We start from the raw sequence: 21,557 nt of genomic DNA, 5'->3' as shown, positions 1-21,557 counted from the left end.
GAGTTGATAACGGAGATAACACCATGCGCCCAGCAGGTAGATTAGCAGACCAGATGCGTCCAATAAAAATTACGCGCAATTATACAAAGCATGCGGAAGGCTCTGTTCTTATTGAGTTTGGCGACACTAAGGTGTTATGTAACGCGACCGTTGAAGAGGGTGTTCCTCGTTTCTTAAAAGGTCAGGGACAAGGTTGGGTAACCGCAGAATACGGTATGTTACCTCGCGCAACGAACTCCCGTAACCAACGTGAAGCGGCAAAAGGGAAACAAACCGGTCGTACTATGGAAATTCAACGACTGATCGCGCGTTCATTACGTGCGGCGGTTGACCTGAAAAAACTTGGCGAACACACCATTACGTTAGACTGCGATGTTATCCAAGCGGATGGCGGTACACGTACTGCGGCGATTTCAGGCGCGTGTGTTGCATTGGTTGATGCACTGAACAACATGGTTGCTCAAGGCAAATTAGCGAAAAGTCCTCTGAAATCCATGGTTGCTGCGGTGTCTGTGGGTATCGTTAACCAAGAAGCACTGTGTGACCTTGAGTATGTTGAAGACTCTGCTGCAGAAACGGATATGAACGTCGTGATGATGGATGATGGTCGAATGATTGAGGTACAAGGTACCGCAGAAGGCGAACCATTCAGCCATGAAGAGCTTTTAGCTCTTCTAGCATTAGCGAAAACGGGGCTAGACACCATTTTCGACGCTCAGCGAGAAGCGCTGAAATAAATTTATTATTAAATAGGCGGCTGAAAAGTCGCCTTTTTTATGCCCGCAGTTTATTGATGAAGTTGTTTACTGATAAAGATAAACCGCGAAAGTCGTTTCAAAAAAAGACCAATACAAATTAATGAGGAGAATGACCAATGAAAGCCTATCAGCGCGATTTTATTGAACTTGCCATGAAAAAACAGGTACTGAAATTTGGTGAGTTTACGCTGAAATCAGGTCGTAAGAGTCCCTATTTCTTTAATGCGGGGCTGTTTAATACAGGGCGTGACTTGGCTCTTGTCGGTCGTTTTTATGCACAAGCATTAAAAGAAAGTGCCATTGAGTGTGATGTGATTTTTGGTCCAGCCTATAAAGGTATTCCGATTGCGACCACAACCGCTGTCGCACTGGCAGAGTATCACGATATTGATATGCCATATTGCTTTAATCGTAAAGAAGCGAAAGACCACGGGGAAGGCGGCACATTAGTGGGTAGCCCACTGCAAGGACGTGTTGTGGTCGTCGATGATGTGATTACGGCAGGTACGGCAATTCGTGAGTCGATGGAAATTATCAAACAGCAAAAAGCAACGTTGAGTGGCGTGTTGCTGTGTTTAGACCGCCAAGAAAAAGGGAAAGGTGAAATTTCTGCGGTACAGGAAGTGGAACGTGATTACGGCTGCAAAGTGTATTCGATCATCACTATGAGCGACTTAATTACTTACTTAGCGGAAAAAGAAGATATGCAGCAGTATCTGGCTGCGATGAAAGCGTATCGTGAGCAGTACGGGATTTAATGGAAAAAAAAGCCCTCGCCCAATCATGGGCGGGGTGAGTAGTATAAATAAGCGGTTATTGTAGCTGAGCCAAAATTAAAGGCCAGCGAGCTTCGAACTCTACCGTTGGACGGTAACGAAACTCAGAACGTACGAAGCGGGACAGCATACCTTCACAGAAGGCTAATAGTTGAGAAGCTAATAGTGATTCGTCATGGATAAAACCGTGTCCATCACGGATTTTTTTCTCTTTTAATACTTGTCGCAGCTGTGATTCGATACGTTCGAATAATTGGTTAATGCGCCCTTGCAGTCTATCTTGCTCGAACATTAGCGCATGACCAGTCATTATACGCGTTAATCCTGGGTTTTTCTCTGAGAAACCTAAAATTAGCGCTAAAACCAGTTTAATTCGGACAAGTGTATCTTTTTCGTCCGCTAAAATCAGGTTGATACGGGAAACAAGTGAATCTTCAATAAATTCAATTAAGCTGTCGAACATCTTCATTTTGCTTGGAAAATGACGATATAGCGCTGCTTCTGAGACACCCACGGTTGCAGCGAGTTTTGCCGTTGTAATACGCTGGCTACCATCGCTACTTTCTAACATTAACGCAAGAGCCTGTAAAATCTCATCACGTCTGTTACGTTTTTGTATTGTATTCTCTGCCATGTCTAATAAGACCCCTGCTAAAACAGCAAGACAAACTATCCAAAATTTCGCTCTGAGTAAAGTCACATTCAGAATAAAACAGATTTAAAATATGTAGAGATTATAACCAAATCTAACCAGCTCACGAGGTTAAAAATACCATAATGATTGTTTTTATTCATAAATATAGGCGTCAGTAAAACGCCTATATTTGGTATCTAAACGTGAATTAGCTCGATTTATTGGCGACCCGAGTGACCGAAACCACCTTCACCACGTTCAGTCGCGTCAAAGTCATCCACAATATTGAATTGTGCCTGAACAACAGGAACAAAGACCATTTGTGCCATACGTTCACCCGGTTCAACGGTGAATGCTTTGTCGCTACGGTTCCATACAGACACCATCAGTTGGCCTTGGTAGTCCGAATCGATTAAACCCACTAAGTTACCCAGAACAACGCCATGCTTATGACCTAAACCCGAACGTGGCAGAATCACTGCCGCAAGTTGCTCGTCTGCAATATGGATAGCTAGACCCGTTGGGATCAATTCAGTCTGACCAGGTGCTAAATCGATAGGTGCATCAAGACATGCACGTAAATCTAAACCCGCAGAGCCAGTGGTTGCGTAAGTTGGCAGTGGAAACTCATTCCCAATACGGGCATCAAGAATTTTCAGATCGATTTTTTTCATAACGTTGGAGTATCTCGTCAAGTAAATGGTGACTTAATTCAATTTTACTACTGTGCGGTAATCGAACATCACCATGGGCATCAAATAGATGTAGTGCATTGTTATCACTATTAAAACCATTATCCGCTAAGGAAACGTCATTCGCACAAATTAAATCAAGTTGCTTTTGTTGGCGCTTTTGTCGTGCATATTCTTCGACATTTTGAGTCTCTGCCGCGAAACCGACTACATATGGACGATTTTGCGTCAGTTTTCCTACACTTGCCACAATGTCAGGATTTTTCACAAGGGTAATGGAAACTTCATCCCCTTGTTTCTTAATTTTATTTTCAGCGACGGTTTTGGCACGGTAATCTGCCACCGCAGCACAACCGATAAAAATATTTTGCTCGGTAATAGACTGGTGTACTTGTTCATACATCTCAAGGGCACTCGTTACGTTAATACGGTTTACACCATTCGGTGTTGCCAGATTAACAGGGCCTGCTACGAGAGTGACGTTCGCTCCGCGTTCACTGGCAGCTTGCGCGATGGCAAAACCCATTTTTCCAGAACTGTGATTACTGATAAAGCGTACGGGATCTAAATCTTCACGGGTTGGGCCTGCCGTGACCATGATTGAAATTCCATCTAGGTCTAAATTTGGTTGCTGGCCTATACATGATTGAAAGTGCTGGCTTGCCAATTTCACGATAGCGAGTGGGTCAATCATGCGTCCGGGACCCACATCACCACATGCTTGGCTGCCTTCATCAGGCCCCCAAATCATACACTGGCGTTGTTGCAGTCTGATTAAATTTTCTTGTGTTGCCGCAGCGCGATACATTTGTTGATTCATCGCAGGCACGACGGCAATAGGCGCCGCAGATGCAAGGCAAACCGTTGTGAGTAAATCATTCGCCATGCCAGCGGTTAATCGTGCGATTAAATCGGCGGTTGCTGGCGCTAAAATAATTATATCAGCCCATTTTGCCAATTCAATGTGACCCATTGCGGCTTCAGCAGCGGGGTCAAGCAAATCATCCGCGACCGGATAACCGGAAACGGCTTGCAAAGTGAGAGGTGTAATGAACGCTTTTGCCGCAGGTGTCATGACAACACGTACAGATGCCCCTTCATCACGCAGTCGGCGAGTGAGTTCAGGAATTTTATACGCGGCTATTCCACCACTAATACCAAGAACAATTCGCTTACCTAATAATGAGTTAACTGAAGTTTGTTGAGTCATGGTCTCTGTCCGATTTTGTCAACATGGGGGGCATCTTACCATATCAATGAGCTTGGTGAGAGAGCCGATTTTGTATCCCGATGCTATTTTTGCGAAGCGCTACGCAAAGGCTAGTTTAGATGATTGCCCTGCGTATGTTGGTTGGCTACAAAGAGGGCAACGACGCGAAAGAGGATGAGTCGATGCATGAATACACGGAGCTTTTACCACGAGAAAAAATGTTGGCGTATGGGGCTGTATCATTATCTGATGCAGAGTTATTAGCTATTTTTTTACGCACAGGAACACGGGGTGAACCCGTCTTACAACTTGCTCAGCGTTTACTTCATGAGTTTGGTTCACTCTATTTATTAGTGCAAGCTGACTATGAAAAATTGATTGAGTGTAAAGGTATGGGAACCTGCAAGTTAACACAGTTGCAGGCAGTAAGTGAGCTAGCAAGGCGTTGTTTTTCTGCACAAGTACTTTGTTATGATGTCATGGATAACCCCAATACATTGAAATCGAGGTTGCTTGAGTTGTTTTCAGGGCAGGAGCGAGAAGTTTTCATGGTGCTATTTTTGAATAATCAGCATCAGGTGATTTGCCATGAAGAGATGTTTAAAGGCACTATTAATCGCGTTGAAGTACACCCAAGAGAAATTATCCGATTTGCCATGAAAATGAATGCCAGTGCGATAGTGCTCGCGCATAACCACCCATCGGGTAACCCTGAACCGAGCATGGCCGATAAGTATGTTACCGAGCGAATTCAGAGTGCTTGTGACATGATGGGAATTAAATTACTTGATCATTTTGTGGTTGGACACAAATTTTGTACCTCATTTGCAGAGCGCGGATGGCTGTAAAATTATTTTTTTGACTAAAAAATGACAACTTTTGCTGTGTTGGGCTTGAGTGAAAACGATTGAAAGCGTATACTACGCCACCTTTAAGGATCTCGGGTTTGACGAGAAGAGCCTATCTCAGTAAATTTTTTTGCTAAGATAAAGATATTTTGTTGATCACTTAAAAGTTTGCTGAGATGGGCTCCTAAGCCTGACGAGGCAGTCAAGCCCAGAACAAAAAAGCTCGAGCTGATTAGATTTTTGGAGAATAGACATGTCACGAGTCTGCCAAGTTACCGGCAAGCGTCCAATGAGCGGTAACAACCGTTCACACGCATTAAACGCGACCAAACGTCGTTTTTTGCCAAACCTGCACTCTCACCGTTTCTGGGTTGAGTCTGAGAAACGTTTCGTAACACTGCGTGTATCTGCTAAAGGTATGCGTGTTATCGATAAAAAGGGTATTGATGCTGTTCTTGCTGAACTGCGTACCCGCGGTGAGAAGTACTAAGGAGCTAAAAAATGGCTAAAGGTATTCGCGAGAAAATCAAGCTGGTTTCTTCTGAAGGTACAGGTCACTTCTATACCACTACGAAGAACAAGCGCACAATGCCAGAAAAACTGGAACTGAAAAAATTCGATCCAGTTGTTCGTAAGCATGTGATCTACAAAGAAGCAAAAATCAAATAATTTTGCTTTCTGCGTACGAAGAACCCAGCTTAGGCTGGGTTTTTTTATGTCAAAAATCAGCCGTAAAGTGGCTACCCATTGGGATATTGATTAAAAACTATAACCATTAATCTGAACGTAGTAACATATTCCGTATTCATGGAATTAATAACGCATTTTATTGTCAAATATCCATATCAATTTATCTACTAGACCTGATTAAGAGCTCCTGGTGAAAAAACAGTATAAAAAAATTCTTGTAATCAAGATGCGGTTTCATGGTGACATGCTACTGATGACACCTGTTATCAGCTCATTGAAGCAAAATTATCCTGATGCTCAGATTGATGTTTTGCTTTATCAGGACACCATTCCCATTTTGTCGGAAAACCAAGAGATCCATACGCTATATGGCATGAAAGGTAAGAAAAGTGGTGGCTTGAGCAAAGCCTGTAACTTTTTAAGCTTACTGTTTAAATTACGTCGTAATCAGTATGATTTGGTTGTTAACCTTGCCGACCAATGGATGGTTTCGTTACTCGTTCGTGCCATTCCCGCAGAAACTAAGATTTCGCACGATTTCGGTCATCGTGATTCGAAATTTTGGCGAAATAGCTTTACGCATCTCACTCCTCCTGAAGGGGAGCATGTTGTTTTAAATAATCTTTCTGTATTAAAGCCGTTAGGGATCCAAGAATTTAAAACAGACCTAACCATGTCTTATGCACAAGATGATTGGAAAAAAATTGATCAAAGGCTGTTAGATCTTGGCGTTCACAGCAGTTATGTGGTGATCCAGCCTACAGCCCGGCAAATTTTTAAATGTTGGGATAATGAAAAATTCTCAGCTGTTATTGATGCACTGCAGTCTCGTGGCTATCAAGTGGTATTAACATCGGGCCCAAGCAAAGAAGACTTAGCGTGTGTGAATGAAATCGCTGAGAATTGCCAAACCAAGCCAAAGACTGAGCTTGCAGGAAAAACATCCTTCCCTGAATTAGGCGCATTAATTGCCCATGCTGCCCTTTTTATTGGTGTCGATTCTGCACCGATGCATATTGCAGCGGCGGTTAAAACTCCCATCGTTTGCCTATTTGGCGCCACAAACCATATTTTTTGGCGTCCATGGAGCGATAATGTGGTGAAATTCTGGGCGGGGGATTATGAAAATATGCCACCTAGAGATGAGCTAGACCGCAATAAAAAATATCTCTCCGTGATCCCTACTAGTGATGTGATTGAAGCAACAGAGCAAATGCTGCCGATGAATATGCGCTCAATGATGGGAAGGTACTAAGATGGTATTGGCATTTTGTCTGTATAAATATTTTCCATTTGGTGGGCTACAACGCGACTTTTTACGTATTGCGACGGCTTGCCAATCTCGTGGACACCAGATTCGTGTTTATACCCAATCATGGGAAGGTGAACGTCCAGAACAGTTTGAAATTATTATTGTTCCTACCCGTTCAGGCACTAACCATGGACGAAATGCCCAATATTGTGAATGGGTAATGGCGCATCTGAAGCAACATCCTGCAGAAAGAATCGTTGGCTTCAATAAAATGCCTGAGCTGGATGTGTATTTTGCTGCGGATGTTTGCTACGCGCAGAAAGTGGCTGAAGAAAAAGGCTTTTTTTATAAGCTGACTCCGCGCTATAAACATTATGCTGCTTTTGAAAAAGCCGTCTTCCAGAAAGGAAAGGCAACGCAGTTAATGATGCTCACTCCTCATCAAATTGCCCATTTTAAAAAGCATTATGGAACTGAAAGTGACCGCTTTCACATGCTGCCTCCAGGTATCGCTGTTGACCGAAAATATGACCAACAGATTCCGGGTGCTAAGCGTATTTATCGAGAAAAGAATCAAATTCCTGAGTCTGCATTTTTGTTGCTTCAAGTTGGGTCTGATTTTAAACGCAAGGGAGTTGATAGAACTCTCAAGGCGATAGCGGCATTACCTGAAAGCATCAGAAATAACACATTGTTGATGGTTGTAGGGCAAGATAAACCCGCTAAATATCAACGACTCGCAGAAGCATTGGGAATTGCTAAACAGGTTTCATTTTTTAGCGGACGCAATGATATTGCGGAGCTAATGGCCGCTGCAGATATTTTGATGCATCCGGCTTACCAAGAAGCGGCTGGGATTGTTCTTCTTGAAGCGATTGTCGCTGGGTTGCCAATTATAGTCACTGAAGTGTGCGGTTATGCGTCGTTTATCGACAAAGCCCAGTGTGGTGTGGTGGTCAATGAGCCGTTTGAACAGACAGTTTTAAATCAAGCGCTATGCGATAGCCTGCAAGATACACAAAAACGCGATCAATGGGTAAACAATGCTAAATACTATGCGGATACAGAAGATCTGTACAGTTTACCGGAAAAAGCGGCCGATATTATTTTAGGATGCTCTAATGGTTGAGTTAAAAGCGCCTTTTAACGAATTGTGGAAAGATAAAGACCCATTTGTTGAAACCGATAAATTGGATGGAGAAGTCTTTCGTGCATTGGAAACGCGCAGAACATTGCGTTTTCAGCTCGATGATAAAAGCTATTTTATTAAGATTCACTATGGCACGACGCTAAAAGAGGTTTTGAAGAATTTATTTTCATTCCGTTTACCTGTTTTAGGTGCAGACCGCGAATGGAATGCGATTCATCGATTGACCGAAGCTGGCGTTGATACCATGAACGGGCGCGCTTTTGGGCAAAAAGGGTGGAACCCACTTCGACGTCATTCATTTATTATTACTGAAGATCTCACTCCAACTGTGAGTTTAGAAGATTACTGCGCTAATTGGGCCACTCAGCCACCTAAATTTAAAACTAAGCAAATGTTGATCCAGCGAGTCGCCGAGATGGTACGTAAGATGCATAGCATCGGCATTAACCATCGCGACTGTTATATTTGCCATTTCTTACTGCATCTGCCGTTCACAGAAAATCTGCAAGATTTAAAAATTTCAGTCATCGATTTGCATCGCGCACAGCTAAGGTCGTCAGTGCCTACCCGCTGGCGCAATAAGGACTTAATTGGTTTATACTTTTCGTCATTAGAAATTGGTTTAACTCAGCGAGATATTTTCCGGTTTATGAAGATTTATTTTGAAATGCCGTTAAAAGAAATACTGAGTCGAGAATCCAGTTTGATGGCAGATGCAAAAAGTAAAGCCAAACGTATTAAAGAAAGAACCCAAAAACACGGCTTATAATTAAAATTCGTTATGGAACATAGATATGGTAATTAATTTTGATGGCATGGTAAAAAAAGTAATTCCACTAGGAAGTATCGAGATAGATGACTCATCATGCCACCATGTTGCATATGGAATTGATCGTAATTTTTTATATGGCTGCGGGGTTTCAGTTGTTTCTTTATTGATGCAAAATCCACATGTTCAGTTTGCGTTTCATATTTTTATTGATGATTCAATGAGTGATGACGATATCGCTAAATTTGCTAAAATTTGTCACTTATACAATACAAAAATTACGATTTATTTTATTAATTCAAATAACGTTAAAAAGCTACCAACGACCAAAAACTGGACTCATGCTATCTATTTTAGATTTATTATCGCGGAGTACTTTAAAGATAAAATAGATTATTTGCTGTATCTAGATGCAGATGTAGTCTGTAACCATAATATTGATGAGCTCCTGAGCCTAAATTTGTTGGATTATATTGCTGCAGTTGTGCCTGAGCGAGATAAGGCATGGTGGCAAAAAAGAGCAGATTCATTAGGTTTTCCATCTATATCGGAAGGCTATTTTAATAGTGGCGTCATGTATATAAATTTACGGGCGTGGAAAACGAATAATGTTACAGAAAAATCGATGGCGTTACTGATGGATAATGATATTAGTAATAGGCTTGTTTATCCCGACCAAGACGTGCTTAATATCTTATTAACAGATGGTGTATTGTTTATTAGCTCTATTTTTAATACGCAATTTAGTTTGAATTATGAGCTAAAAAAGAGCTTTGGTTTTCCTGTAAAGCAAACCACGGTGTTTATTCATTATGTGGGTCCAACGAAGCCGTGGCATGAGTGGGCATGTTATGAAACAGCACAGCCATTTTTGGCTGCTAGAGCCGCTTCTCCGTGGGCAGATATTCCGCTATTAAAAGCTAAAAGTAGCAATCATCTGCGTTATTGTGCAAAGCATAAGATTAATCAAAGAAAGTATTGTTCTGCACTCAAGAACTATATTGCATACTTTTTTAGCAAAATATAAATAGGTATTTACGTGAACTTAATAAAAGAAAAAATTGAATTAGGGACGCAAAATGGTGCTGCTGAGCTAAATATCGCTTATGGTGTAGATAAGGGCTTTTTATTTGGCTCTGGCTTGTCCATGAATTCCATTATTATTAATAATCAAGATATTAAGCTGAAATTTCACCTTTTTACAGATTATATAAATGATGATTTTTTATCTAAACTAGAGCGATTGACACTCAACCAGAATGTGAATATTGATGTTTACATTATCAATTCAGATGAACTGAAAAAATTACCAATATCTCATGTTTGGTCATATGCAACTTATTTTAGGTTCTTTATTTTTGATCATTTATGTGAGTCATTATCTTCAATCTTATATTTAGATGCGGATGTATTCTGTAAGGGCAGTTTGAAGCATTATACTAATATCGAGTTTAATGGGGAATATGCTGCAGTTATTCCTGATGTGCCAAACATGCAGGTTTCCTGTGTTGAGCGTCTTTCTATGCCTCAGCTAAAAGATAAATATTTCAATGCTGGTGTTATTTTTCTGAATCTAAAAGCATGGGATAAAGATAAATTTACGAAGCAGGCCTTTAACCTTATTACAGATAACCATACAGGAAAGACATTAAAATATTTAGACCAAGATGCATTGAATATCATATTTAATTGCAAAAATATTTATCTGCCAAGAGATTATAATTGTATCTATACTCTAAAGAATGAATTAGAGCATAAGAATTATAAAGACTATATTACATCAGAAACTAAATTAATTCATTATACAGGGGCAACCAAACCTTGGCATTATTGGGCAGTTGATTACCCAGCAAGTCAAACGTTTAAAATCGCTTTTGAAACATCACCTTGGAAAAATGATGAATTAGTTGATGCAAAGAAAAAGCCAGAGTATCAAGAAAGATATAAACATGAGTTTAATCAAAAGAAGTTTCTGGCTGGACTCTCTAGCTTGATTAAATATAAAAAATTTAAATAAAAATTAGCGGTGGTGATGGTTAATCACCACCGTATAAATATTATTTACCTCTAATATCAATAGCCTGGTCATTATCTGAGTTTTTTAATTTCGAATACTTTTCAAGTAATCCATAATTAGTAGGATCATCTTCAGGCGTAAATAAACTGTGGTTAGAATCAATTTTACTATTATTAATCCCTAACCAATTAGCGAGTCCATCTACAAATAATAAACCGGATTTAAAGTTTTTCACTATAGTTCTTTCTTTATCATCGGATGATATTTTAATCAATGGAATATCTAGAACTTTCGCCGTAGAGTCACTCAAACTCATTCGAATTTCATTGTTAACTAAGCTATGAGATAGCCCGTGATCAGAGAAATAGAGAATAGAAAAAGTGCGTCCATCTCTTTTCTCTTGCTCACCTAATAAATTATAAATTTTCTCGATAATTTCATCTGTCTTCTGAATACTTGTCACATAGCAAGAAATATTATTATATTTTTCGTCTTTTATAATGTATTGCTTGTCATAATCTTCAATTCTTGCACAGGCATCGGGATGTGAACCATAAAGATGAACGACAAATAATCGTTTCTGTTTCTTCTCTACCTTAGAACTGAGTTCATTCTTAAGCATATCAATAAGCTCAAAGTCGCTCGCATTGCTTGAATTATAGGACCCAATTTTAATGAATTTCTTCATATCACTACGTGAGGCAATGAAGCTTATTGGAGTATCATACTCACCAATAAATCCTTGGTTAGATAACCAATATGTTTTTATTCCGGCTGATTTGGCTAAATCAATAAAATTTAGCCCGTAATTAGGTAGCCATTCAGATTTTTTGGAAGCGGTTAACATCAAGCGTAATGATGATATGGTATTTGTGCCGCTTGCAGTTAAGCCATCTACAATAGTTCCATTTACTTTAGATAAAAATGGCGTGTTATTGATGGGATAGCCATAAATCCCCATATAATCGCGCCGGACACTTTCCCCGATAATCAAAACATAGTCATCGTATTGAGTATTGCTACTCTTTAGCTCGGACTGACCCCATTCGCTCTTTTTGGTTAAATCTTTTAATGAATTGACTTCATCCTTCAGATTAACAAATGATTGATAGCTTTCGTTAAAAAACTGGAAAGGAGGCTGATTAATTAAAGCAACAATGACAAGGCAAACCATCAATGTTTTATTTCTATATAGGTTAATGGATTTTATTGTTATTATTTTTTTAAAGGCGATGAAACCAGCAAGAATGACTAAACTCGAGAAATAATTTTTAATTGGAATTTGAGTAAAAAATTCTTTTGTTTCTAAAGCATCCGTTGCGATTAATGATGCTAAGTATTGGTAGGTTGGAACGCCAAATGTCAATCCAATCGGTGTATATAATACATAGGCTGCTATAAACAAAGAACCTAAGTACCAATAGGCTTTTTTAGACGAGCTTAAAATAATAAAAAATAGACAGACTAGAGTTATTTCTCGAACACTAGGATGTCCAATCCCGGTGCCTCGTAGCATTATTTTAGAGAAAATGATGAGTATAACTAAGGCGATTATTGTAAATAGTATTTTTTTTACATTTATTTTTTCTTTCATTTTTCGAGGCCAATAGCATTTGAAGTGTCTAAAAATAATAAATAGTTATCGAATTTAACTTAAATGGCCCACTATGAGCCATAAAGGCAGGTTACAAATTTAAGTATTAGATAAAATGAGCGTATACATTAATTTATGATTAGTTTAATCTATATGAATAGATGTACCTATTAATTATTCTACGGCATAATCTTATGGATAACCAATATTTTTTACAAGGCAATCAAATTCCTCATAGTACAGTTTCAATCATCATCCCTGCGTATAATTCTGGGGGGTTCATTTGCGAAACGATAGAGTCAGTTTTGAAGCAAACTTATTTGGATTATCAAATTGTTATTGTTAATGATGGCTCCACAGATAATACTGCCGAACTAATCGCCGAAAAATTTGGTGGTAACCAAAATATTAAGGTTATTACTACACCAAATGGTGGGGTTTCTAAAGCTCGTAATATAGGTATCGCATATGCTAATAGTGATTACCTCTGCTTTCTGGATAGTGATGACAGATTAGAACCGACATTTCTGGAAACACTTGTTGAGAAAATTAACCAAAATAAAGTGGATGTTCAGCTATGTGGCTATTACAAACATTACACTAATACTGTCGAAAAGTTACCGAAATCCAATAATTGTCAAGATATCTTAAGCCAATATTTATTGGGCAATATGTCATTTCATATTGGTTCAATGCTAATTTCAAAGCGTTTTTTAGACAGCAGTAATATTAGATTTAATCCTAATTTATGTTTAGCTGAAGATATTTTATTTATATGTAAAATATTATCTTTGGCAAAGCTAAATATCTGTCTAGAGTATTTATATCATCATCAATATCGTGAAGGTTCTTTGACGACATCCGCTTGGACACAACAGGATTACTTTCATGACATCTATGCGAAAGAGACAATAGAAAAAGAAATCAAACAGATTTATACCGGCGAAAATCAAAGCACTATTTATAGCCAACTAGAATCTAGTGTATTTAGTAGTAAATTAAGATATGGGTGGAAATTATTTCTTGCTAAAAAATTCAGTGAGTTAGCAGAGTTAAATAGCCAACATTTTTTTACGGGTTACGATATTCGCTTATTACCCAGAAAATATAGGAAAAGAGCAAAAATTATTGCGATGGACAACACTTTTATCTGGATGTTGATTCGAGTTATTTATACTAAAAAAAACACCCAGCTATAATATCACGGTAATCCAATCTGACTTAACTATGAGCCTCCCTCTTTGAGGGAAAGCAACTACAGATAAGGATCAGCACAAGTACCCAGGATAGTGAGACTTGAGTTGAAATGACCAGCGTATCGCTAAACCCTAATCCAATTAAAGAGAGAGCAAAGCCTAAAATAAAAGGATTCTTGGCTTGTTTATAGCCATAAATGATTATTGAAGCATAGAATAATAATAGAAGCAGAACACCATTAATCCAGCCTTTAGTGGATAATGTTTCCATTAAGTCGTTATGTAGGTGGGCGTGCATATGTTTGGTTGCCCCAACGAATCCCTTATCATTTTTTGCTAAGGCAATTATTTTACTATTTCTGTCTTCTGCTGATTGCCATAAAAATCCATTAGATGAATAGTATCCTGTTTGGATCATCGAGAGCCTATCGCCAATTGAGGATGTCGATTCATTCTTAATATAGACTATTACTTCATTACTGGCGCTTAGCATTCTTTGCGTAATTGTTTTACTAAAAACTGCACATATAATTAAAGCGATAATAATTGGAATAAGTGCAAACTTTAATTTTATTGCTTTGTTTTTTTTAGAATACAGTAAAAAGATGATTAGACTAATGACTGGGTATAACAATATGCCTGCTCTTGTTCCGGTCAGTATTAAGCAGGAAAATGTCATTAAAATTGAAAAAGAATATAAATAATATTTTACTTTAGTCGTTAAATTTAAAAATATAAATTGAGCGTATAAAGATAGAAAAATGATGGCATAGGCTGCACCCGTTGCGTTAGATGCATTCTGAAATGCCAAATCAATCCGTGACATATGTAGATAAAACGCTTGGTAAGATGCATATCCAAGGATACTCATCTGGCTTATTATTGCGGTAATTAAATACAATTTTGATGTTAAACGGTTTTGCCATGCATTATTCACAATAAGTAATAAAAAGCTACCAAATAAGGCTATTTTTCCCATTTGAAAGTAGCCATGGTAGACATTGCGATAAATAGAATCATTTACTTTATAAAGTTCAACCCAAAGTAAGTGGGTAACACCAATGAGAAATAACGGCGCAGCAATAATGATTAATTTATTTTTGAAGTAATTTTTAGGCGAAGTGAAAAATATTAAAATAGCTACAATACCTGCAAAATTAAATATTTTGCTGGTAATATCAGGTCTGAAAGGTAATAACAAAAGCGAAATTAGGCATAATCCGAGCACTAGTGTGGGAGCATATCGATGAAGTGATGGTATTAATGTGCTACCACGAGAAGATAAATTAGTCATAGTGCGATACTCGGAAATAATATTGTATAAGGCATTTCTTATTAGAATAACTCATGTTAATTCAACAGAGAAGAAATGATTGTTTTTTATATAAAAGACATTGGAGAATTACTATGCCAGAACTTCCCGAAGTTGAAACCAGTCGCCGAGGTATTGAACCACATTTAGTCGGCAATACAATTAGTTATGCCGTTGTACGTAATGAACGGCTACGTTGGCCAGTAAGTGAACAAATCATGCGTTTATCTGATGAAACCGTGATAAGTGTTCAACGACGTGCAAAATACCTACTTATTGAACTGCGCAAAGGATGGATTATTGTCCATTTGGGAATGTCTGGCAGTGTGCGAATTTTGACGGAAGAGATACCAGAAGGAAAACATGACCATGTAGACCTTATCTTGCGTGACGGTAAAGTACTGCGCTACACCGACCCTCGACGCTTTGGTGCATGGTTATGGTGTGATGATTTAGCGTCCAGCTCCGTTCTCGCCCATTTAGGCCCTGAACCTCTCTCCGATGAGTTTAATCCTAAATATCTCTTTGATTTAGCAGCTAAACGTAAGGTTGCGGTGAAACCTTGGTTGATGGACAACAAAATCGTTGTTGGGGTAGGGAATATCTACGCCAATGAAGCCCTTTTTGCATCAGGGATCTCACCAGAAAAGCTGACTAACACACTGACACACAATGAGATTACCGAACTTGTTACGCAGATTAAAAAAGTACTGCAACGTTCAATAGAACAAGGTGGAACCACCCTCAAAGACTTCTTACAGTCAGACGGAAAACCGGGTTACTTTGCTCAAGAGTTGTTTGTGTATGGAAAAAAAGGTGAGCCTTGTTCTGTGTGCGGAACCCTGATTGAAAGCATCAAACAAGGACAGAGGACAACCTTTTATTGCCCTCAATGTCAGAAGTAATTGCTAGATTTTGTTGAGTTTTTTCAACATGGCGTCAGCAACAACAGGCGGTAAAAACGACGAAATATCTCCATCATGAAGCGCGACATCTTTAATTAATGAGGATGAAACAAAAGATAAGCTTTGTGATGGAAGTAAAAATACCGTTTCTAGCTCAGGCACAAAATGGCGGTTCATATTAGCCAGCTGCCATTCATATTCAAAATCTGCCACTGAACGTACGCCACGAATTAAAATATTCGCATTATTTTTCTGTGCGAAATTCGCCATTAACTCAGAAAAGCCAACCACTTCGACATTCCCTAAGTGAGCTGTAACTTGCTTCGCGAGCGTAACACGCTCTTCCAGATTAAACATCGGGCTTTTGCGTTGGCTATTGGCGATAGCGAGTAAGACATGGTCAAACATCGCAGCGGCACGGGTGACGATATCGACGTGCCCAGAGGTAATCGGGTCAAAGGTTCCCGGATAAATAGCTTTATGGGTCATGATATTGCTATCTCTTTGTTTATTATTGCTTATCCTAATATATCGATAGGAATAAGTGACGGTGAAATCCACATTAGCGGCAATTGCGCTCTCTTGCAACAATCACTGATAAGCATGCATTTATTTTAAGTCTCATTTTAGGCACAGATTCTACACACTTTCAGTAATGGTTTATGGTAAGATACCGCCAATTTTGGTAAGTGAATCAGATCGAATGTTATTGCGTGTATATCAAGTACTTCTTTATCTCATCCAACCATTAATTTGGATACGCTTATTATTGCGTAGCCGTAAAGCCCCTGCGTATCGCAAACGTTGGGGGGAACGCTATGGTTTTTGTGGTGGTAAAGTTGTTCCTAAAGGTATTTTATTACACTCCGTTTCTGTGGGCGAAACCCTTGCGGCAGTGCCATTAGTACGCGCACTTCGCCATCACTATCCATCACTCCCTATTACTGTGACAACAATGACTCCAACAGGGTCAGAGCGTGTTCAGTCGGCATTCGGTGACGATATAAGTCACGTTTATCTCCCTTACGATTTACCCGGCTCCATGAGTCGTTTCCTTAATCAAGTTGATCCTAAATTGGTGATTATTATGGAAACGGAACTCTGGCCAAATATGATCAATCAACTGCATAAGCGTAATATTCCATTAGTGATCGCGAATGCTCGGTTATCTGAGCGCTCCGCTGCGGGTTATCAAAAACTTGGTAGCTTTGTGAAGCGTATGCTGCAAAATGTCACGATGGTGGCCGCTCAGCATCAAGAAGATGGTGAACGTTTTATTCAATTAGGGTTAAGACGTAAGCAGTTAGAAGTGACGGGGAGCTTAAAATTTGATATTTCCGTTACCCCTGAACTGGCGGTTAAAGCCATTACGTTACGCAGACAGTGGGCGGCACATCGTCCTGTATGGATTGCGACAAGCACCCATGAAGGTGAAGAAGCTATTGTTTTGCAAACTCACCAACAGTTACTGAAAAAATTTCCTAATTTATTACTCATTTTAGTCCCAAGACATCCAGAACGTTTCGCAAAAGCGGAAGAACTGACGCAAAAAGCAGGGCTGAGCTTCATTCGTCGTAGTAGTGGCGTTATCCCATCTCTAGAAACTCAAGTGGTTATTGGCGATACGATGGGGGAGTTGATGTTGCTGTACGGAATCGCAGATATTGCTTTCGTGGGCGGGAGCTTAGTTGAAACGGGTGGTCATAATCCACTTGAAGCAGCTGCGCATGCATTGCCTGTTTTGATGGGACCGCATACCTTTAATTTTAAAGATATTTGTGCGAAGTTAACCCAAGCAGATGGGTTGATCACTGTAACGGACTGCGAATCACTGACTCAAGCTGTCACTAGTTTACTGTCCGATGAAGATTATCGACTATATTATGGTCGCCATGCCGCAGAAGTATTGCATGAAAACCAAGGTGCATTACAGCGTTTACTTAAGTTGTTGCAGCCTTATCTCCCTCCTAGAGAACAGTAATATTCAGCAAGATTATTGATAACTTGAATATTACTACAATAAGTAATGATAATTTCTCTCATTTCTGATTATTTTGTTTAAACTATAGTAAACTACTTAGTCATGTTTTTGCATACTCAGCCGAGCGAGAGATAATCCTCTATAAGCTCGACGTATAATAATGCGTATTTCCCTTTAACTTTATTAATAAATTTCGCTGAAAAAAGAATGCCGACAACCAATCAACCAACCTCAAATAAGTATTTGTATCTTTGGATCATTGGCTATGCCATTACCTGGATCCTTGCGGGTTTCTTTTTTGACCCAACCGTTCCTTACGATACGGTCGAAGCCGTTAACTGGGGAATGAATGGTGAATGGGGATCGCCGAAAAACCCATGGTTTGTTGGTACCATGATGTGGCCAGCCATCCATTTAGGTATTTCTTATAGTTTCTATTGGTATCTGAGCCATTTTATCGGTATTGGATTTGGGTTACTTGGGGTATGGAAACTTGTCTACCGACTAACTGGTCGTCGCGACCTTGCATGGTTTGCGATGCTGATGATGAATTTATCGGGTGTCATTAATTTCGATATTATTCCTTATAATGATAACTATATTTTAGTGACATTCTGGCCTTGGATGATTTACCTCTTTCTGCGTGCCGTCGAAGATAACCCATTGTGGTGGTTACCTTTTGCTTTAGTTGCCGGTCTTGCAACAATGGGGAAATACTCCACACTTGCCTTAGTCGGCTCCGTTTTCTTACTCACACTGTTTGTGAAACAAGCGCGCCAAAGCTATCGCCATCCGGTGTTTTATCTGGCAATAGCACTGTGGTTTTCAATGATTTTGCCAAACTTCTTCTGGTTGATGGCCAGTGATTTTTCTGCCTTTAAATGGGTAGGTTCGCAAATTGACCCGGGTTTTAACTTACATACCACAGAAGCTGCACTCAGTGTGTTTTACCCGCTGGTTATTGCGGCGATTATCTTATATTGCTGTGGCGGCAAAATCGGTTGGCCGAAAGCCTTATCGAATCGAATGGCCAACTTCATTATTCTGTTTCCATTAATCGTGATTTATGGTTGGTTTTCGTTTCATGATGGTGGGCGAATTACTGAGTGGTTACAGCCATTTATGATGGTCTGTGCGCCTTTGTTTGTCGGTTCAATCACTGTGATGCCGAAAAAGTCACTGAAAAAACCGTTAATAGGTTTAGCCGTATTTGGTGTCTTAGTGGTATCCGGCTATCTGATTGTTCAAGCAGGAAATATTCGGGGAGCTGGGCAGAAGTTTATTGGCGTTAAAGCGTTAATTGCAGAAGGCGAACAGCGTTGGTATCAACGTTACGGAACCCCAGTCAAATATGTTGGTGGTGAAGATAATCTACACCAATGGTTTATTATCTACGCTCAAGATAGACCGCATGTTATCCAGCCTTGGACGCTAGAAAACCATATGCCACCGAATGTGTATAACCGTGAGATTACTGAAGCAGAAATTCGTAAGCATGGAGCCATTTTATTAGGGCGTAAATATGATGATTGTGCCCACGAAGATTTCGCTAAAGTGCGCAAATTCTGGCCTCAATTTACAATTGAAAAAGAAGATGTGATTTATCGCTCTGAACCGGACGCTCAGCCGAAAACTATGTGTTTTGGGTTTATTGCCCCAGAGAGGAAATAAATCTTTTGCGAAGTGAAAAAATAATTAAGCGGTCAAATGACCGCTTAATTTTTATGAGTGATAGGCTTTAGATAATACTCTATGCGGGCTATAAACAGAGACGAAGTTGTTGGAAGACAGTATCAGCGTTAATGCTATCCATTCTATTATCTATGCTTTTTATCTCATTTTGGCCTTTTCCATAACCGCCAATTAAACCGGGATTTGTTGGGCCAAACAGCGTGAAATTTGGTTTATCCAGCGCAGCTGTTAAATGGCTTAAACCCGTATCGACAGAAACCACAGCCTTTGCATCTGCAATTTGTTGCGCGACTTGTGCCAGCGTTAATTTGGGTAATACTTCCACAAAATCAAAGCCATCTGCAAGTCTTATTGCTCGCTGATGTTCATGCTCTGCACCCCAAGGGAGTTTGACCCTCAGCCCAGTTCCCTTCATTAACTGAATCAATTCACGCCAATGAGACTCCGGCCAATGCTTATCGTCGCGGGTTGTGGAGTGTAAAAACAGCACATAGGGTGCTTCGGTTTCGTTGGCTGATTGCAAGAAATGACGAGCAATCGCGTAATCACCTTGTGTCCTAGGGCAAGTGTACCCGAGGCTTTTAGCAAATAATTGGCGAATACGCTCTACCGCATGTTGCTGTTTACTAATGGAATAACGATGATCGTAAAAGAAGCTGGCAATCGGCTCGCGGATACTATGGCGGTCATAACCATGTTTAGAACCGTGAGCGAGGCGAGTGACTAGCAACGCACTCTTCAGTAACCCTTGTGCATCGATAACGGCATCGTAGTGGATTTCCTGCAAATGGCGACGAAACTCTGCACGTTCGGCACGAATTGGCGCAGAAAACCAATTTTTTCGCCAGCGACGGATTGCTACAGGGATCACTTTATTCACCGCACTGTGCCAGGTGGGGATTTGAGCAAACCCTTCTTCGACCACCCAATCAAATTGAATATTCGGTATTGCTGCCTGAGCATCGGTTAATGCAGGCAGAGAGTGTAAAACATCTCCCATAGATGATGTTTTTACTAATAACACTCTCATTATTTAATACCTATATTTAAACGGGTTAGGGCATCCAGTACCATTTGCGGTTGAATATCAATCAGGCTTTGGTGATAGCCACTTTCACCATCACCTTTACGCACCTTGTGGTAACCGGTTATTAGCCGGATCACTTCTGCTTTATCGGACAGTGGCGGTGTAAAGTCTGGGCTGCTTGGGCCATAGAGTGCGACTAACGGTTTATCGAGAGCCGCAGCTACATGCATTAAGCCAGAATCATTACTCACAACGGCTTGGCAAGCGTCAATAAGATTAACGGCTTGTTCTAACGACGTTTTTCCTGCGAAATTAAGGCAGTAATTGCGAGCGTCGTCAGTCAAACTTTGGCGGATTTCTTCACCCGCTTCATGGTCTTTTTGAGAACCAAATAACAGGACTTGGTAGCCTTGCTCGCTAATTAGCTTTTGAGCTAACGCCGCATAGTGATAGTGTGGCCAGCGTTTTGCGGGACCAAATTCAGCACCTGGGCAGAAACCAATGATTGGGCGAGAAAAATCAATACTAAATTGACTGACAGTATCGCTAACTTGCTGTTTATCAGTGACTAATTTAGGCCATAGAATGGGGGCGGGAATATCATTGGCCGATTTGATGTGCTGTTTGTCATACGCCAGTGCGACATAGCGCTGCACCATCAGTGGAAATGCTTGTTTATCTAATGGACGTAAATCATTGAGCAGTCCATAACGCATTTCACCGCGCCATCCCGTTCTTTTGGGGATCTTAGCAAAGAACGGCACCAGTGCAGATTTTAATGAATTAGGTAAAACAATCGCTTGATCGTACCTATTTTTCCGCAAATTGAGGCCTAATTGACGACGTTCGCCAATTTCTAGCTTTCCATGCCCTAATGGCATGGAAATCGCTTCAGACACTTCGGGCATTTTCGCCAATAACGGGCGGCACCAATCAGGTGCCATCACATCAATTTGAGCATGAGGATGCAGCGCCTTGATCGTGCGATACAGGCTCTGAGACATCATCATATCCCCTACCCATGAGGGGCCAATCACTAGTATCTTCATAGGTA

General features: G+C 40.1%; 22 protein-coding genes. 14 read left to right on the top strand and 8 right to left on the bottom strand.

The annotated features are described in order from the left end of the window. Positions 1 to 23: 23 nt before the first annotated feature. Complete coding sequence (rph, locus tag LDO51_RS05990; protein ID WP_225576705.1) at positions 24 to 737, top strand: ribonuclease PH; 714 nt, start codon at positions 24 to 26, stop codon at positions 735 to 737. Between the two features lie 137 nt (positions 738 to 874). Next, positions 875 to 1,516 (top strand): orotate phosphoribosyltransferase, encoded by a 642-nt coding sequence (gene pyrE, locus LDO51_RS05985; protein WP_225576704.1) that lies wholly within the window; start codon positions 875 to 877, stop codon positions 1,514 to 1,516. Between the two features lie 55 nt (positions 1,517 to 1,571). Here the strand turns inward: pyrE and slmA are convergent, their stop codons facing one another. The 3 genes from slmA to coaBC all read right to left on the bottom strand — a co-directional run bounded on the left by slmA (position 1,572) and on the right by coaBC (position 4,070). Next, positions 1,572 to 2,168 carry a nucleoid occlusion factor SlmA gene (slmA, locus tag LDO51_RS05980; RefSeq protein ID WP_225576703.1) on the bottom strand — a complete coding sequence of 199 codons (597 nt, stop codon included), beginning with the start codon at positions 2,166 to 2,168 and terminating at the stop codon, positions 1,572 to 1,574. A gap of 218 nt (positions 2,169 to 2,386) precedes the next feature. Further along, complete coding sequence (gene dut / locus LDO51_RS05975; RefSeq protein WP_224059621.1) at positions 2,387 to 2,842, bottom strand: dUTP diphosphatase; 456 nt, start codon at positions 2,840 to 2,842, stop codon at positions 2,387 to 2,389. Then, the gene (gene coaBC, locus LDO51_RS05970) at positions 2,814 to 4,070 is read right to left on the bottom strand and encodes a bifunctional phosphopantothenoylcysteine decarboxylase/phosphopantothenate--cysteine ligase CoaBC (RefSeq protein ID WP_225576702.1); all 1,257 of its coding nucleotides are present in this window, start codon (positions 4,068 to 4,070) and stop codon (positions 2,814 to 2,816) included. The genes dut and coaBC overlap by 29 nt, the downstream gene beginning before the upstream one ends. A 182-nt stretch (positions 4,071 to 4,252) precedes the next feature. On the opposite strand from coaBC, the gene radC reads away from it, so the two are divergent. The 8 genes from radC (at position 4,253) to LDO51_RS05930 (ending at position 10,796) form a co-directional block, all read left to right on the top strand. Further along, a complete protein-coding gene (gene radC / locus LDO51_RS05965; RefSeq protein ID WP_225577232.1) occupies positions 4,253 to 4,918 on the top strand; it encodes a RadC family protein in 666 nt (221 codons plus the stop codon). Between the two features lie 253 nt (positions 4,919 to 5,171). Further along, positions 5,172 to 5,408: a 50S ribosomal protein L28 gene (rpmB, locus tag LDO51_RS05960; protein ID WP_004265123.1), complete on the top strand. Its 237-nt coding sequence runs from the start codon at positions 5,172 to 5,174 to the stop codon at positions 5,406 to 5,408. Between the two features lie 11 nt (positions 5,409 to 5,419). After that, positions 5,420 to 5,587 (top strand): 50S ribosomal protein L33, encoded by a 168-nt coding sequence (gene rpmG / locus LDO51_RS05955; protein WP_004265124.1) that lies wholly within the window; start codon positions 5,420 to 5,422, stop codon positions 5,585 to 5,587. 211 nt (positions 5,588 to 5,798) lie between these two features. Further along, positions 5,799 to 6,863, top strand: a complete 1,065-nt coding sequence (gene rfaQ / locus LDO51_RS05950) for a lipopolysaccharide core heptosyltransferase RfaQ (RefSeq protein ID WP_225576701.1) — start codon at positions 5,799 to 5,801, stop codon at positions 6,861 to 6,863. Between the two features lies 1 nt (position 6,864). Further along, positions 6,865 to 7,989 (top strand): glycosyltransferase family 4 protein, encoded by a 1,125-nt coding sequence (locus LDO51_RS05945; RefSeq protein ID WP_225576700.1) that lies wholly within the window; start codon positions 6,865 to 6,867, stop codon positions 7,987 to 7,989. After that, positions 7,982 to 8,779, top strand: coding sequence for a lipopolysaccharide core heptose(I) kinase RfaP (gene rfaP, locus LDO51_RS05940; protein ID WP_225576699.1), 798 nt, complete (start codon positions 7,982 to 7,984; stop codon positions 8,777 to 8,779). The genes LDO51_RS05945 and rfaP overlap by 8 nt, the downstream gene beginning before the upstream one ends. A 25-nt stretch (positions 8,780 to 8,804) precedes the next feature. Then, positions 8,805 to 9,806 carry a glycosyltransferase gene (locus LDO51_RS05935; RefSeq protein WP_225576698.1) on the top strand — a complete coding sequence of 334 codons (1,002 nt, stop codon included), beginning with the start codon at positions 8,805 to 8,807 and terminating at the stop codon, positions 9,804 to 9,806. 12 nt (positions 9,807 to 9,818) lie between these two features. Then, entirely contained in the window at positions 9,819 to 10,796 is a 978-nt protein-coding gene (locus LDO51_RS05930; protein ID WP_225576697.1) for a glycosyltransferase family 8 protein, read from the top strand. Positions 10,797 to 10,836: 40 nt separating this feature from the next. Here LDO51_RS05930 and LDO51_RS05925 read toward each other — a convergent pair whose 3' ends face one another. Continuing rightward, the gene (locus tag LDO51_RS05925) at positions 10,837 to 12,390 is read right to left on the bottom strand and encodes a phosphoethanolamine transferase (RefSeq protein ID WP_225576696.1); all 1,554 of its coding nucleotides are present in this window, start codon (positions 12,388 to 12,390) and stop codon (positions 10,837 to 10,839) included. Positions 12,391 to 12,584: 194 nt separating this feature from the next. On the opposite strand from LDO51_RS05925, the gene LDO51_RS05920 reads away from it, so the two are divergent. Then, the gene (locus LDO51_RS05920; RefSeq protein WP_225576695.1) at positions 12,585 to 13,589 is read left to right on the top strand and encodes a glycosyltransferase family 2 protein; all 1,005 of its coding nucleotides are present in this window, start codon (positions 12,585 to 12,587) and stop codon (positions 13,587 to 13,589) included. A 22-nt stretch (positions 13,590 to 13,611) separates the two neighbouring features. Here LDO51_RS05920 and LDO51_RS05915 read toward each other — a convergent pair whose 3' ends face one another. Beyond that, complete coding sequence (locus LDO51_RS05915) at positions 13,612 to 14,880, bottom strand: O-antigen ligase family protein (RefSeq protein WP_225576694.1); 1,269 nt, start codon at positions 14,878 to 14,880, stop codon at positions 13,612 to 13,614. A 113-nt stretch (positions 14,881 to 14,993) separates the two neighbouring features. Here LDO51_RS05915 and mutM point away from each other — a divergent pair, with 113 nt between their 5' ends. Beyond that, positions 14,994 to 15,803: a bifunctional DNA-formamidopyrimidine glycosylase/DNA-(apurinic or apyrimidinic site) lyase gene (gene mutM, locus LDO51_RS05910; RefSeq protein ID WP_225576693.1), complete on the top strand. Its 810-nt coding sequence runs from the start codon at positions 14,994 to 14,996 to the stop codon at positions 15,801 to 15,803. Between the two features lie 3 nt (positions 15,804 to 15,806). Here the strand turns inward: mutM and coaD are convergent, their stop codons facing one another. Next, positions 15,807 to 16,292 carry a pantetheine-phosphate adenylyltransferase gene (coaD, locus tag LDO51_RS05905; protein WP_225576692.1) on the bottom strand — a complete coding sequence of 162 codons (486 nt, stop codon included), beginning with the start codon at positions 16,290 to 16,292 and terminating at the stop codon, positions 15,807 to 15,809. A gap of 214 nt (positions 16,293 to 16,506) precedes the next feature. Between coaD and waaA the strand changes: the two genes are divergently transcribed. Further along, positions 16,507 to 17,784 carry a lipid IV(A) 3-deoxy-D-manno-octulosonic acid transferase gene (gene waaA / locus LDO51_RS05900; RefSeq protein ID WP_225576691.1) on the top strand — a complete coding sequence of 426 codons (1,278 nt, stop codon included), beginning with the start codon at positions 16,507 to 16,509 and terminating at the stop codon, positions 17,782 to 17,784. A gap of 207 nt (positions 17,785 to 17,991) precedes the next feature. After that, positions 17,992 to 19,455, top strand: coding sequence for an ArnT family glycosyltransferase (locus LDO51_RS05895; RefSeq protein WP_225576690.1), 1,464 nt, complete (start codon positions 17,992 to 17,994; stop codon positions 19,453 to 19,455). Between the two features lie 88 nt (positions 19,456 to 19,543). Here LDO51_RS05895 and rfaC read toward each other — a convergent pair whose 3' ends face one another. Together rfaC and rfaF are read right to left on the bottom strand one after the other, a co-directional pair. Continuing rightward, positions 19,544 to 20,506, bottom strand: coding sequence for a lipopolysaccharide heptosyltransferase RfaC (rfaC, locus tag LDO51_RS05890; RefSeq protein ID WP_225576689.1), 963 nt, complete (start codon positions 20,504 to 20,506; stop codon positions 19,544 to 19,546). After that, the gene (gene rfaF, locus LDO51_RS05885) at positions 20,506 to 21,552 is read right to left on the bottom strand and encodes an ADP-heptose--LPS heptosyltransferase RfaF (RefSeq protein ID WP_225576688.1); all 1,047 of its coding nucleotides are present in this window, start codon (positions 21,550 to 21,552) and stop codon (positions 20,506 to 20,508) included. The genes rfaC and rfaF overlap by 1 nt, the downstream gene beginning before the upstream one ends. Between the last annotated feature and the right edge of the window lie 5 nt (positions 21,553 to 21,557).

The sequence above is a fragment of the Providencia alcalifaciens genome (genome assembly GCF_020271745.1).
GTDB lineage: Bacteria > Pseudomonadota > Gammaproteobacteria > Enterobacterales > Enterobacteriaceae > Providencia > Providencia alcalifaciens_B.
Note: the sequence above shows the minus strand (reverse complement) of the source record. Positions and strands in the feature narration are given on the sequence as shown.